This window comes from Haladaptatus sp. CMSO5 (assembly GCF_036689885.1).
Classification (GTDB): Archaea; Halobacteriota; Halobacteria; order Halobacteriales; family Halococcaceae; genus QDMS2.
This window is the reverse complement of sequence record NZ_JBAHVW010000001.1, coordinates 2452890-2466806: the sequence shown is the minus strand read 5'-3', so window position 1 is coordinate 2466806 and position 13917 is coordinate 2452890. Positions and strand designations below refer to the sequence as shown.

At 60.6% G+C, this 13917-nt stretch carries 13 protein-coding genes; 8 read left to right on the top strand and 5 right to left on the bottom strand.

Annotated elements, in window-relative coordinates:
• Positions 1–47: 47 nt before the first annotated feature.
• Both sucD and sucC read right to left on the bottom strand, forming a co-directional pair.
• The gene (sucD, locus tag V5N12_RS13110) at positions 48–917 is read right to left on the bottom strand and encodes a succinate--CoA ligase subunit alpha (protein WP_332899613.1); all 870 of its coding nucleotides are present in this window, start codon (positions 915–917) and stop codon (positions 48–50) included.
• A complete protein-coding gene (gene sucC, locus V5N12_RS13105) occupies positions 917–2059 on the bottom strand; it encodes an ADP-forming succinate--CoA ligase subunit beta (RefSeq protein ID WP_332899612.1) in 1143 nt (380 codons plus the stop codon). The genes sucD and sucC overlap by 1 nt, the downstream gene beginning before the upstream one ends.
• A gap of 182 nt (positions 2060–2241) precedes the next feature.
• Between sucC and V5N12_RS13100 the strand changes: the two genes are divergently transcribed.
• The 7 genes from V5N12_RS13100 to V5N12_RS13070 all read left to right on the top strand — a co-directional run bounded on the left by V5N12_RS13100 (position 2242) and on the right by V5N12_RS13070 (position 10928).
• Complete coding sequence (locus V5N12_RS13100) at positions 2242–3198, top strand: NADPH:quinone reductase (protein ID WP_332899611.1); 957 nt, start codon at positions 2242–2244, stop codon at positions 3196–3198.
• 40 nt (positions 3199–3238) lie between these two features.
• Positions 3239–3937, top strand: coding sequence for an SDR family oxidoreductase (locus tag V5N12_RS13095; protein WP_332899610.1), 699 nt, complete (start codon positions 3239–3241; stop codon positions 3935–3937).
• Between the two features lie 369 nt (positions 3938–4306).
• Positions 4307–5644: a sodium-dependent transporter gene (locus V5N12_RS13090; protein WP_332899609.1), complete on the top strand. Its 1338-nt coding sequence runs from the start codon at positions 4307–4309 to the stop codon at positions 5642–5644.
• A 124-nt stretch (positions 5645–5768) separates the two neighbouring features.
• Entirely contained in the window at positions 5769–7199 is a 1431-nt protein-coding gene (locus V5N12_RS13085; RefSeq protein WP_332899608.1) for a sodium-dependent transporter, read from the top strand.
• A gap of 105 nt (positions 7200–7304) precedes the next feature.
• On the top strand, positions 7305–8849 hold the full coding sequence (locus tag V5N12_RS13080) for an acyl-CoA carboxylase subunit beta (RefSeq protein WP_442904980.1): 1545 nt from the start codon (positions 7305–7307) through the stop codon (positions 8847–8849).
• 1 nt (position 8850) lies between these two features.
• Positions 8851–9114 carry an acc operon protein gene (locus V5N12_RS13075; RefSeq protein WP_332899606.1) on the top strand — a complete coding sequence of 88 codons (264 nt, stop codon included), beginning with the start codon at positions 8851–8853 and terminating at the stop codon, positions 9112–9114.
• Between the two features lie 29 nt (positions 9115–9143).
• Positions 9144–10928, top strand: coding sequence for an acetyl/propionyl/methylcrotonyl-CoA carboxylase subunit alpha (locus V5N12_RS13070; RefSeq protein ID WP_332899605.1), 1785 nt, complete (start codon positions 9144–9146; stop codon positions 10926–10928).
• Between the two features lie 44 nt (positions 10929–10972).
• Here V5N12_RS13070 and V5N12_RS13065 read toward each other — a convergent pair whose 3' ends face one another.
• Positions 10973–11785 carry a hypothetical protein gene (locus V5N12_RS13065; protein ID WP_332899604.1) on the bottom strand — a complete coding sequence of 271 codons (813 nt, stop codon included), beginning with the start codon at positions 11783–11785 and terminating at the stop codon, positions 10973–10975.
• Positions 11786–11890: 105 nt separating this feature from the next.
• On the opposite strand from V5N12_RS13065, the gene msrB reads away from it, so the two are divergent.
• Positions 11891–12298: a peptide-methionine (R)-S-oxide reductase MsrB gene (msrB, locus tag V5N12_RS13060; RefSeq protein ID WP_332899603.1), complete on the top strand. Its 408-nt coding sequence runs from the start codon at positions 11891–11893 to the stop codon at positions 12296–12298.
• Position 12299: 1 nt separating this feature from the next.
• Here msrB and V5N12_RS13055 read toward each other — a convergent pair whose 3' ends face one another.
• Both V5N12_RS13055 and V5N12_RS13050 read right to left on the bottom strand, forming a co-directional pair.
• Positions 12300–13097 carry an aldo/keto reductase gene (locus V5N12_RS13055; protein WP_332899602.1) on the bottom strand — a complete coding sequence of 266 codons (798 nt, stop codon included), beginning with the start codon at positions 13095–13097 and terminating at the stop codon, positions 12300–12302.
• A 105-nt stretch (positions 13098–13202) separates the two neighbouring features.
• Positions 13203–13700 (bottom strand): response regulator, encoded by a 498-nt coding sequence (locus V5N12_RS13050; RefSeq protein WP_332899601.1) that lies wholly within the window; start codon positions 13698–13700, stop codon positions 13203–13205.
• Between the last annotated feature and the right edge of the window lie 217 nt (positions 13701–13917).

Genomic DNA, 13917 nt, shown 5'->3' with positions numbered 1-13917 from the left:
GCTGAGCGGCCGCTCCGGAGCAAAACGCAAAAAACGAGTTCGGTGGTTTAGAGGAACTCTTCGATGTAGTCTGCGACTTCCTCTGGGGTGTCGCCGACGGGTGCGCCTGCCTCGTTGAGCGCGTTGATTTTTGACTCTGCGGTGCCCGTCCCCGACCCGGAGACGATTGCGCCCGCGTGGCCCATGCGCTTTCCTGGTGGGGCGGTGCGGCCGGCGATGAAGCCAGCGACCGGCGTGTCCATGTGCTCTGCGATGAACGCGGCGGCTTCCTCTTCGTCCTCGCCACCGATTTCACCGCACATGACGACGGCTTCGGTCTCGGGGTCGTTCTCGAACGCTTCGAGGGCGTCGACGAACGACGTGCCGATGATTGGGTCGCCACCGATGCCGATTGCCGTGGTCTGGCCAATGCCGCGCTGGGTCAGGCTGTCCACGACTTGGTAGGTGAGCGTTCCCGAACGCGAGACGAGACCGACGTTGCCCTCGGAGAAGATGTTGCCGGGCAGGATGCCGAGTTTGGCTTCGCCGGGCGTGATGAGGCCGGGACAGTTTGGCCCGATGAGGCGGGTGTCAACCTCGGAGAGGCGCTTGTACACCTTCGCCATGTCCTGGGTTGGGACGCCTTCGGTGATGGCGACGACGAGGTCAAGTTCGGAGTCGAGTGCTTCGAAGATGGCGTCTGCGGCGAACGCCGGTGGGACGAAGACGACGGATGCGTCCGCGTCCTCTTCTTCTACGGCTTCGCTGACGGTGTCGTAGACGGGGACGCCGCTCACTTCTTGGCCGCCCTTGCCCGGCACGGCACCGGCAACGACGTTCGTCCCGTACTCCATCATCTGTTCGGTGTGGAACTTCCCTTCGCCGCCCGTAATCCCTTGGACGACGACGCGGGTGTCCTTATCGACAAATACACTCATTATTGAACCTCCTCTGCGCGTGCAACAGCCGCTTGGACGGCCGATTCAAGCGTGCCTTCGACCTGCACGAGGTCGGTGTTCAGAATCTCCATGCCCTCTTTGGCGTTCGTCCCGGCGAGTCGGACGATGACGGGCTTTGGAATCTCGTCGAAGCTTTCGAGCGCTTCGTTGATACCCTTCGCCACCTCGTCACCGCGGGTGATGCCGCCGAAGATGTTGAAGACGACCGAATCGACGTTCGGGTCCGAAAAGACCATGTCAAGCGCGTTCGCCACGCGGGCGGCCTTTGCCCCGCCACCGATGTCGAGGAAGTTGGCTGGCTTGCCGCCGTAGTAGTCAACGAGGTCGAGCGTCGTCATGACGAGGCCCGCACCGTTGCCGATGATACCGACGTTCCCCTTGAGACGGACGTAGTCAAAGCCGTACTCGCCGGCTTTGCGCTCTAAGTCGTCCTCGTAGGCTTCTTCTTCGAGTTCCGCGAGGTCTGGCTGGCGGAACAGCGCGTCGTCGTCGATGTTCATGACGGCGTCTGCCGCGATGACCTCGTTGTCCGAGGTGACCATCAGCGGGTTGACTTCGATGTCACTCGCGTCCTTGTCGTCCCAGAGCTGGAACAGCGTCTGGAGAATCGAGGAGACCTGTCGGGCGACGTCTGCGTCCACACCAGCGCCGTAGACGGCGCGACGGGCCTGGTATGGGTGCATGCCAAACGCCGGGTCGATGTGTTCGCGGGCGATGGCTTCAGGGGTTTCTTCTGCGACCTCTTCGATGTTGACCCCACCTTTCGTCGAGACCATTGCCACGGGCTTGCCCTCGCCGCGGTCCATCGTCACGCCGACGTAGAGTTCATCGACGAAGTCGACGGCTTCCTCGACGAGAACGCTCTCGACGGTGTAGCCTTTGAGGTCCATGCCGAGAATTGCGTCGGCAGCCTCACGTGCCTCGTCTTCGTCGGAAACGAGTTTGATGCCTCCGGCCTTGCCACGACCACCGACGTGAACTTGGGCCTTCACCGCTACGGGATAACCAAGCGACCCAGCAGCTTCAACAACCTCGTCTACGGTGGTTGCGAGCTCCGAGTCTGGCGTTGGAATCCCCGCGTTTGCGAAGATATCCTTCGCTTGATACTCGTGCAGCTTCATACGTATACTAGCGTGTGAACACGTCGCTTAAATCCCTTTCATTCCGACTGCCGGTTATTGCCGCTACCGTCGCCGCGTGGCAATATCTGCGTGAACTGTGCGCAGTTCACACGGTTGGGGCACACAGCGAACCGTTCTCCTGATTGGTCACGCTTTTCCACGGTGCGCACGTTCACGTTGCCATGCGCGCTGTACGTTACCACGAACACGGTGGGTCGGACGTCCTCCAGACCGAGGAGGTCATGCGTCCCGAACCCGACAAAGGAGAACTGCTCGTCGCCGTCCACGCCGCCGGTATCAACCCGGTGGACACCTACTTCCGCGAGGGGGCGTACAAGCCCGCTTCACTGCCGTGGATTCCCGGCTCCGACGTGGCGGGCGTCGTAACCGCGGTCGGTGAGGGCGTCACCGAGTTCAAAGCAGGCGACGAAATCTACGCCACCGCCCTCGGCAATTGGCTGCAGGGAACCTGTGCTGAGTACGTCGTCGTCCCCACCGAGATGGCCGCGCCGCTCCCCGAATCTGTTTCGTTCGCGGAAGCCGCCGGGGCCGCGCTCGTCGGCGTCACCGCGTGGCAGTCACTCATCGCAACAGCAAATCTCGAACCCGCAGAGACGGTGCTCATCCACGGCGGCAGCGGCGGCGTTGGCCACATGGCCGTCCAAATCGCGAGTGCTACCGGCGCACGCGTGGTCACCACGGCCTCTCCGAAGTACCACGACACACTCGAAGAACTGGGTGCGGATGTGGTGCTCAACTACGCCCGCGACGACTTACAGGAAGCAATCGAAGACGCAGGAAAACCCGACGTGATTCTCGACCACCGCCTTGACGAATACCTCCCGCTCGACTGCGAGGTGGCGGCGAAGGGCGCACGCATCGTCGCCATCGGGAACGAAGACGCAGAAGCCACCTTCCCGAGCGTGCCCGCCGCCCGCGCGAAGGCGCTCTCGGTGCACCACGTCTCGATGTTCAACACGCCCGACGTCGGTGCCGTCCTCAAACGACTCGGCACGCTGATGGACAGCGGCAAACTCACGCCGCTCGTCTACGACACCTACCCGCTCGATGAGATCGCCGCGGCCCACGACGCCGTCCTCGATGAGAGCTTCCTCGGGAAACTCGTCGTCACGCCGTAACCAGCCCACCTTTATCCTGTTTCCACGCCAACCAGTAGCCATGAGTGTCGAGTTCGACTTTTCGGGGAGGGTCGTCGTCGTGACCGGCGCGAGCGGTGCGCTCGGGAGCACCGTCGCAAACGAATTTTCAAGAAAGGGAGCCACCGTCTGTGCGGCGGACGTGGTGGAACCAGAATCGGGCACGCTCGTCGCGGGCGTCCACTTCTACGAGGGTGATTTCACCGACGAGAAAACGGTCGAATCGACTTTCTCGAAAATCGTCGCTGACCACGGGCAATTCGACTGCCTTGTGAACATCGCGGGAACGTGGAACGGCGGGACGCCCATCGACGAAACCGAGGTGGACACCTTCGACATGCTGTTCAACGTCAACCTGAAGACGATGTTCCTCGCGAGCAAACACGCGATTCCCCACCTGAAAAAGACGGAAGGCGCAATCGTCTCCACGAGCGCCCGCGCCTCACTCGAAGGCGGCACAGGCGACGGCCCCTACCGCGCCGCGAAAGCGGGCGTGCGCCTGCTCACCGAAACCATCGCCGAGGAGAACAAAGGAGTCGTACGAGCGAATGCCATCATGCCAAGCGTCATCGACACGCCCGCAAACCGCGAGGCGATGCCCGATTCAGACCACGACAAATGGGTCAAACCCGCTGAAATCGCCCGCGTCATCATGTTCCTCTGCAGCGACGCCGCGGACGTGACGAGCGGCGCGGCGGTGCCGGTGTACGGTGAAGCCTGACGCGTCAATTCTCGTCGCCTTCTCAGAACCACTATCCCACAGCGGCGAACACGTCTCACTTTTTCCAGAAATAATTCCTCTGTAACTTACGCTCCAGACGCCACCACACCGGACACCGCTGAATCCAAATGTTGGTTCGAGCAATATTTGCATTCTGCCAAGTAATTTGACCACTAGATTCGCTGGTTGCGATTCTTTATCATAATATGGTTGTCAATTATGTGTCCAGTGGTGTCTTGGCATACTCTGGCACTCGTTCTGTGTGTGCATTCCACATATGTTCGAATGACAAACATACCAGTCAGATGTTTGGTAAGTCACGACAAATCGAGACACTTATTTGACCCATACTGATAGGGGGTTTCACACATGAGTGAAAGAGAGACATGGGCAACGCGGATGGGATTTATCCTTGCGGCCGTCGGCAGTGCCGTCGGCCTCGGGAACCTCTGGCAGTTCCCGTTCAAGACGGCGACCAACGGCGGGGCAGCGTTCCTCGTCGTCTACATCGGCGCGGCAATCGCCATCGGCTTCCCGGCGATGCTCGCGGAGTTCGTCATCGGCCGACGAACTAACCTGAACACGATTAGTGCGTTCAAAAAACTCGGCTTCAAAAACTGGCGCGTCGTCGGCGCGCTCGGCCTCTTTACCGGCTTCTGGATTCTGTCGTACTACTCCGTCGTCGGTGGCTGGGTGCTTCGCTACCTCGGCGGGAGCGTCACCGGCGCGTACTTCGCCGACCCCGGCACGTACTTCGGGACGATTTCGATGGGGCCAGAGGCGCTCGCGCTCCACGCCGTGTTCATGGCCATCACCATCGGCATCGTCGCCTTCGGCATCGAAGGCGGCATCGAGAAAGCCACGAAGCTGATGGTTCCCTCGATTGCGCTCATCCTCGTCGGCCTCGCCGGGTTCGCGTACGTGAACAACCCGAGTGCCGCGATGGACGCCTACGCCTACTTCCTCAATCCCGACCTCGGGACGCTCCGGGCGAACTTCACCGAAATCGTGCCGTTCGCCGTCGGACAGGCGTTCTTCTCGCTCTCACTCGGCATGGGCGCGATGATTACCTACGCCTCCTACCTCGGCAACGACGACAACCTCGCCAAAGACGGCCTCACGATTGTCTTCCTGAATTCGCTCGTCGGGATTCTCGCCGGACTCGTCGTGTTCCCGCTCCTGTTCGCACAGGGCATCGACCCGAACACGAGCGGCCCCGGCGCGCTGTTCGTCGCCGTGGCGAGCGCCTTTGCCGACCTCGGTGGACTCGGCCGAATCGTCGGCGTCATCTTCTTCGGTGTCGTGCTCATCGCCGCGCTCTCCTCGGCTATCAGCCTCCTCGAAGTGGTCGTCGCGTACATCGTTGACCACTACGACGTCGGCCGCAAGCCCGCCGCACTCGGCGTCGGGGGCATCATCTTCGCCCTCGGCATCCCGTCTGCGCTCGACATCGCGTGGCTCGGCTGGTTCGACACGCTTGCCTACAAGTTCCTCCTGCCGTTCGGGGTTCTTCTGCTCCTGTTCTTCGTTGGCTGGGTTCTCGGTGGCGATGCGAGTCGAGAACTCCTCAAGGGCATGCGGAATCGGACGACGTTCAGCACCACGTGGCTTTGGACGGTTCGAACGGTCGTTCTCCTCGGCGTCATCGTGACCCTCGGCTTTGGGATCCAGACGCTTCTGGAGAAAGGCATCATGCCGCCGCTCTAACCCCCAAACCTCACAAACGCTTCGCCCAAACCGGCCGTCTGAGCGGCTGTACTGCCATGCTATTGCCGGATTGATGGGTTGGAACTCGAAAGTCACTTAGGTGCGCCTTGGTGAGTGCGCGACAATGACACGAGAAACCTGGGCAACCCAAATTGGGTTCATTCTCGCGGCTGTCGGCAGCGCCGTTGGACTCGGGAACATTTGGCGATTCCCGTGGATGACGGCTGAAAACGGTGGCAGCGCATTTCTTATCGTTTACCTCGGTATCGTCCTCCTCGTTGGCGTCCCCGGCCTGCTCGGTGAGTTCGTCATCGGCCGGCGTGCAAAACGCAACCCCGTCGGCGCGATGCGAGAGCTCTCCGGGTCGCGGGCGTGGGAGTTCGTCGGTGGCTTCAGCGTCATCACTGCCGTCGTCCTTCTCTCGTTTTACAGCGTGGTCGGCGGGTGGATTCTCCGCTACCTCGTTGCGAGTCCAACTGGCGCGTACTTCGGCTCGCCCGGCGCGTTCTACGACGCCATCTCCTTCGGGACGACCGGAGCCGTCGGCTTTGGCCTGCTCTTTCTCGTCTTGACGGCGCTCATCGTCTTTGCCGGCATCCGCAAGGGCATCGAGCTGGCGACGAAGGTGATGATGCCCGCCATCGTCATCCTGCTCATCGCCTTCGCGCTCTGGGCCTTCTTCCAGCCGAACGCCGCGGAGGGCTACGCCTTCTACCTCGGCGCTGACTGGTCCTACCTCAGCGAAAACTTCCTCACCATCCTTCCTGCCGCTGCCGGCCAGGCGCTGTTCACCCTCTCGGTGGGCGCAGGGACGATGATCACCTACGCCTCGTATCTCGGTGAAGACCGCTCGCTCCCGTTCGACGGCTCCGCCATCGCGGTGCTCAACACGTTCGTTGGGGTTCTTGCCGGGCTCGTTGTGTTCCCGCTCCTGTTCAGTTTCGCCCCCGAGATGGTAGGGCAAAGCGGCCCCGGCGCGCTGTTCATCGGCATCGCTGGTGCGTTTGCGAACCTGCCGCCCGTTGCTGGCATCGAGATTGGCCCGCTTGTTGCGACGCTGTTTTTCGGCGTCGTCGCGCTCGCGGCGCTGTCGAGTTCCATCAGTATGCTCGAAATCCCCGTCTCCTTCCTCGTTGACGAGTTCGGCGTCGAACGCGCTTATGCAACCGGTGGCCTGCTCGTATTCATTTCGGTTATTATGACCGTCAACGCGCTTCGCCCCGCCGTGTTCGGCTTCATCGCGGGCACGCTCGTTGACCTGATGCTCACCGCCGGAATTCTCGCGTTCTTGCTGTTCGTTGGCTGGGTGCTCGGCCGCGACGCCGCAGCCGAGTTCGCAAAAGGGGCCTCTGACTTCGGCGAGTCACTCGCCACGCCGTGGCTGTTCGCGGCGGGCGTCGTCCTGCCGCTGTTCTTGCTGTTCACCCTCCTGACTGGCATCTTTGGGGCACTCAGCCTCACCGGCTCCGTTGAGACGTGGATGACGCTTCTTCTCAGCGCCGTCATCGGTCTCGTCGCCTTTTTCGGCCTGCGCAGGCCGACCTCGGTGCTGTAAGGTTCGACAGCTGTCGAACAGACATTTGCCTCTTTACGGAATCCTTTTTGGGGCGCTTCTGTATCGATGTAGCATGTATTCGGTTTGGAGTGAGTCCCCATGACGATGGAAGAGAAGGTCTCTGAGTTGCGTGAGAAGCACGAGGAAGCGCTCCTTGGTGGCGGCGAAGACCGAATCGAAGCCCAACACGAGAAGGGGAAGATGACGGCGCGCGAGCGCATCGACTACTTCCTCGATGAGGACACCTTCACCGAGTTCGACCAGCTGCGCACCCACCGGTCGCACAACTTCGGGATGGAAGAAGAACAGATTCCCGGCGACGGCGTCGTGACCGGCTACGGCGAGGTTGACGGGCGCACCGTCTTCGTTTTCGCCCACGACTTCACCGTCTTCGGCGGGTCGCTCGGCGAAGTGTTCGCAGAGAAAGTTGTGAAAGTGATGGACAAAGCCATGGACGTCGGCGCACCCATCATCGGCTTGAACGACTCCGCTGGCGCGCGGATTCAGGAAGGCGTCGTCTCACTCGCAGGCTACGCGGACATCTTCCACCGCAACCAGCAAGCCTCCGGCGTCATCCCGCAAATTTCGGCGATTATGGGGCCGTGTGCGGGTGGTGCGGTGTACTCACCCGCCATCACTGACTTCATCCTGATGGTCGAAGACACGAGCCACATGATGATTACCGGCCCCGAGGTCATCAAGACCGTCACGGGCGAGGAGATTACCATGGAAGAACTCGGCGGCGCAAAAACCCACAACACGAAAAGTGGCGTCGCCCAGTTCTCGACGGCAGACGAGGAAGCAGCTTTAGACGACATCCGTCGCCTGCTCTCGTACATGCCCTCGAACAACGTCGAAGACCCACCGCGTGTCGAGCCGTGGGACGACCCAGAGCGCATGGATGACGAACTCAAAGAAGTCGTCCCCGACCAGCCACAGAAGCCCTACGACATCGTGAACGTCATCGACCGCGTGATGGACGAGGGGTCGTTCTTCGAGGTCGCAGAGAAGTACGCCCGCAACATCGTCATCGGTTTCGCCCGACTCGACGGCCACGCCGTTGGCGTCGTCGCCAACCAGCCGAAAATCAACGCCGGGACGTTGGACATCGAATCCAGCCTGAAGGGGTCGCGCTTCGTGCGCTTTTGTGACGCGTTCAACATTCCACTCGTCACCTTCGTGGACGTGCCCGGGTTCATGCCCGGCACCGACCAAGAACACGGCGGCATCATCAAACACGGCGCAAAACTTCTCTACGCCTACTCGGAAGCCACCGTGCCCCTGCTGACCGTCATCACGCGCAAAGCCTACGGCGGTGCGTACGACGTGATGGCCTCGAAGCACCTCGGCGCGGACGTGAACTACGCCTGGCCAACCGCCGAACTCGCGGTGATGGGTCCACAGGGCGCGGTGAACATCCTCTACCGCAAGGAACTCGCAAACGCAGACGACGTTGAGGCAAAGCGCCAAGAGCTCATCGATGAGTACCGCGACGCCTTCGCCAACCCGTACGAGGCCGCAGAGAAGGGCTACGTTGACGACGTCATCGAGCCACAGGAGACCCGCCCACGACTCATCAACGACCTCGAAATGCTCCGGACGAAGCGCAAGAGCCAACCAGACCGCAAACACGGCAACATCCCGCTCTGAGATGGACATAGAAGAGCTACTCGCGGCGCTCGATATTGACGACGCGAACGCAGACGAAGCTGCAGCCATCGCCGCCGCCATCGGCGCACACCTCCACGACCGCGCCGTCGCCGCCGCGTCGAAGGGAGAAGACGAAACGTGGGACGGCAAACGCTGGACGTTCGCCGGGCGGATGGAGAGCCTCCAACAACGCACCGTTCGAGTTCCATCGCGTGCGCCCACCAACGCGTGGGCGGCCGCAGGTAGAACCGATAGAATGAGATAACGCGACTGATTATACACCCTTATTCACAAATGTTCGATAAAGTTCTCGTCGCCAACCGAGGTGAAATCGCAGTTCGCGTCATGCGTGCCTGCGAAGAGCTTGGGATTGGCACCGTTGCAGTGTACAGCGATGCAGACAAAAACGCTGGCCACGTCCGCTACGCCGACGAAGCGTACAACATCGGCCCGGCGCGCGCAGCAGAGTCCTACCTCGACCACGAAGCGGTCATCGAAGCCGCAGAGAAGGCCGGCGCAGACGCCATCCACCCCGGCTACGGCTTCCTCGCAGAGAACGCCGAGTTCGCGGGCAAAGTCGCAGACGCTGGCATCAACTGGATTGGGCCGAACGCCGAGTCGATGGAACAGCTCGGCGAGAAGACGAAAGCCCGCAAAGTGATGGAAGCCGCGGGCGTCCCAATCGTCCCCGGGACGACCGACCCGGTCAACTCCGGCGAGGAAGTCAAAGCGTTCGGTGACGAGTACGGCTACCCCGTCGCCATCAAGGCAGAAGGCGGCGGTGGCGGCCGCGGGATGAAGGTCGTCGAATCGGCCGACGAAGCCCAAGACCAGTTCGAATCGGCCCAGCGCGAGGGTGAAGCCTACTTCGACAACCCGTCTGTGTACGTCGAAAAGTACCTCGAAAGCCCGCGTCACATCGAGGTACAGATCATCGCCGACAAACACGGCAACGTCCGACACCTCGGCGAACGTGACTGTTCGCTCCAGCGCCGCCACCAGAAGGTCATCGAAGAAGGCCCAAGCCCGGCGCTCTCAGACGACCTGCGCGCAGAAATCGGTGAGGCGGCCCGCCAGGGTGTCAAAGCCTCCGATTACGTCAACGCAGGCACCGTCGAGTTCCTCGTCGAAGACGGCAACTTCTACTTCCTCGAAGTGAACACGCGGATTCAGGTCGAACACTGTGTCACTGAGGAAATCACGGGCATCGACATCGTGAAGTGGCAGCTTCGAGTCGCCATGGGTGAAGAACTCGATTTCGCACAGGACGACGTCGAAATCGATGGCCACGCGATGGAGTTCCGTATCAACGCAGAGAACGCCGCAAAGCAGTTCGCCCCCGCCACGGGCACGCTCGAAAGGTACGCGCCACCGGGCGGCATCGGCGTGCGCCTTGATGATGCGCTCCGCGAGGGCGACAAAATCGGCGGCGACTACGACTCGATGATTGCGAAGCTCATCGTCCACGGCAAAGACCGCGATGAGTGTATTGCTCGGTCGAAGCGCGCGCTCAAAGAGTTCGATGTCGAAGGGGTCGTGACGGTCATCCCGTTCCACCGGCTGATGCTCACCGACGATCACTTCGTCGCTGGGACGCACACGACGAAGTATCTCGACGAAGAACTCGACGTTTCCCGCATCGAAGACGCCCAAGCGAAGTGGGGCACCGAAGGCGACGGTGCCGCGGGCGACGAAGAGACCGTCGAACGTGAATTCGTCGTCGAAGTCAACGGCAAGCGTTTCGAGGTCAACTTAGAGGAACACGGCGCACCCGCAGTCGCCGCAACCGGCGGCAGCAAGAAATCGTCTGCGCCACGCCCATCGAAGAGCGATTCTGAGGACAGTGGCTCGGCCGCGCCGACCGACGGCGAGCAGGTCGCAGCCGAGATGCAGGGCACCATCCTCGCGGTCAACGTCGCAGAAGGCGACGAGGTCACCTCGGGCGACGTGGTCTGCGTGCTCGAAGCCATGAAGATGGAAAACGACGTGGTCGCAAGCGCCTCCGGTACGGTCACGCACGTTGGCGTCTCCGAAGGCGAGAGCGTCAACATGGGCGACGTGCTCATCGTCATCGAATAACTGTCGTCATTCTTTTTCGGTTTTTCAAGCCGCTAAGCGACTGCTCAGGCGCGGGCGAGTTTCGGAGTGCGGCGCGTCGTACGGGCTAGAACGACACCGAGTATCACCAGTGCGAGTCCTGCCCCGATTACCATGATGTCGGGACGAACCGTACAGGACATGATGCCAGTGCGGTAGTGGATTGCGGTTCCATAGAATTCGAGAGACTTCGCGGTGACTGGAAGCAAGGAGTTTGTCGGCATACAACCGATTCCACCGCTCATGGTCCCCAATGTGCCAGCTAGTAGTCCGACCGAAATCAGTCCCCGCGGAAGGTATGTCGTCGTGGAGGGTGCAGTTGCAATCAGGTACACAATCGCAACGAAGAGTACCGGAAGGACCAGCCCAAAGCTACTGAAATAGTCGATAACCGGGCCAATGAATGGATAGCGAATGATTCCGGCCACGAAGAGGAGGCTGTATACGCCCACCGTGAGTGCAGCAATTGGACGAACACCGGTTGGGATACGGGAATCAAATCGCTTGGCTGCAGAGAGCAACATGCCGAATCCGCCTGAGACGATGAGCGGCCCGAACAGCGGATGGTTCAGCGAGGTAAATCCAATTCCTGCGAGAACGACGAGGAGGCCAACGACGACCCCAAGCCGTGGGCGGCTAGTCTGGATGTGAGAAAAGCTGTATGCCCCACTACCAGCGAGTCCCGCAACGATTCCATACGAGAGGATGCCGAAAATCAGTCCGCCGAATCGGCCAGTTGAAACGTGTGGATAGGAGACAGTGAGAATTCCATACCCTCCAAACACGAGGATTGTTCCAGCGAGGAGAGTGCTCCAGAAACCGGAAGTCCGAATGTCCATGAAATTCGTTCCCGACACTACCGCAATAACGTTCGGTAAACTCAAAGACCCGTTTTACATTCACCCGACCAAACGGAAAAGAGCCTCGCGGCCGTCTAGGTGGGTATGAGCGAGAAATCAGCCACCCACGAGGTTCCGAAAACAGACGACGAGTGGCGAGAAATCCTCTCAGAGGAGGAGTACAAAGTGCTCCGCGAGCAGGGAACCGAACCGAAGTACACCGGCGAGTTCATCGACAAAGACGACCCCGGAACCTACACCTGCAAAGGCTGTGGCCAGAAGCTGTTCACCTCCGATACGAAGTTCAATTCCTCGGGCTGGCCGAGTTTCTACGACGCCATCGAGGGCGCAGTCGAGTTCGAACGCGACACGAGCCACGGCATGGTTCGCACCGAGGTTCACTGTGCGAACTGCGGCAGCCACCTCGGACACATCTTCGACGACGGGCCGAATCCGACGGGCAAGCGCTACTGCATTAACTCGATTTGCCTCAACTTCGAAAACGAAGACTGAGCTACTGATTCCACGGCGCGGCGTCGAACTCGACGGTGCGTTCTGCGCGCTCGATGCCGTCTATTTTCGCAATCTCCTCCGAGGTGAGCGTCAGGTCTGTCGCGGCGAAGTTGTCTGCGATGTGTTCGCGGCTGGTCGCTTTCGGAATCACCTTCGCGCCCTTTTCGCGGAGCCATGCGAGCGAAACTTGCGCCTCGCTCACGTCGTGTTCGGCGGCGATTTCCTGAATCTCCGGAATTTCGAACACTGCGCCTTGGGCGAGCGGCGAGTAGGCGACAAAGTGGTGGCCCTCGCGTTCTGCAATCTCGCGGAGTTCGGCTTGCTGCCACAGGGGATTCATCTCAACTTGGTGGGCGTAGAGCGGCGCATCGAGATGGTCGAGTGCCTCTTCGAGCAGTTCGGGCGTGAAATTCGAGAGGCCGACGTGTCGAATTTTCCCTTCGGCATAGAGTTCGTCGAACGCCCGGAGGGTGTCTGCTGGGTCGTACGCGCCGAGCGGCCAGTGGATGTAGAGCAGGTCGAGGGTGTCTACGCCGAGGCGGTCGAGGCTCTGTTCGGTGGTTGAGAGCACGTCCTCGGAGGCGAGGTTCGTCGTTTCGACTTTCGAGGCGAGAAACACGTCCTCGCGGGCCACGTCGGCGGCCGCAAGTCCCTCACCGACGGCGGTTTCGTTGCCGTATTCTTGGGCGGTGTCTACGTGTCGATAGCCCAGTTCGAGGGCGGTTTCGACGCTCTGTGCACACTGGTCGTGGTCGTCGTTCAGGTACGTGCCAAGCCCCATGCTCGGAAGGTCGCGCATAGGCCTGCTTTTTCACTCGGAAAGAAAACGGATTCGGCTCGGGCGGTCGCTGTGACGAAAGCCGTCGCTGAGGAAGGAAATGGTGTATAGAAAGCGCCGACCGGGCTACGGTCGCATCGATTCGATTCGGTTGACTAACGCGGCGTACTGTTCGCTCTGCTCGATTTCTTGGTGTGTAAGCTGCTGTTCGAGCAGACTGCGTTTGGTCAGTAGGATTGCGAGTTCTTGGATTTCGGAGTCGTAGCGGTCGCGTGCGAGCAGGGTTTCGACCACGCTGCGCAGCGCCGATTTTGTGACGGGTTTACAGAGGTAGGCGTCGAACGACATCTCGGTAATATCGAGGTCGGGTTCGACTGCGGTTACCATCGCCACCCGACAGCGAAGGCCGCGGTCACGGATTGTTTCGAGCACCGCATCGCCCGTGAGCCGCGGCATGTGTCGGTCGAGCAAGACCAGGTCGATGGATTCATCGAGGATTTCGAGCGCCTCGTTCCCGTCTGTGGCAACCCGGAGCGTATAGTCCGGGGACAGCCACATCGAGAACAGTTCGACGATGTCGCTCTCGTCATCGACAATCAGAATCGTGTTTTCGGATTCAGTCATGCTCTTGTTTGGTAGTATTCGGATCGTAGTATGAACGCAAGTGTGATGGTGACCGGACAAAATGTTGGGGGTTGTCCGGCGTCGTTGAGTGGGGGGTAACGACAATCACCACCGTGGGGGGGGGGGTGTCTGAGTTCACGACCACACTCACTGTGGTCAACCTATCATATGGAGGATAGGTGGATAAGTAAATCTCCTATTTGACTAGAGGGTCTGG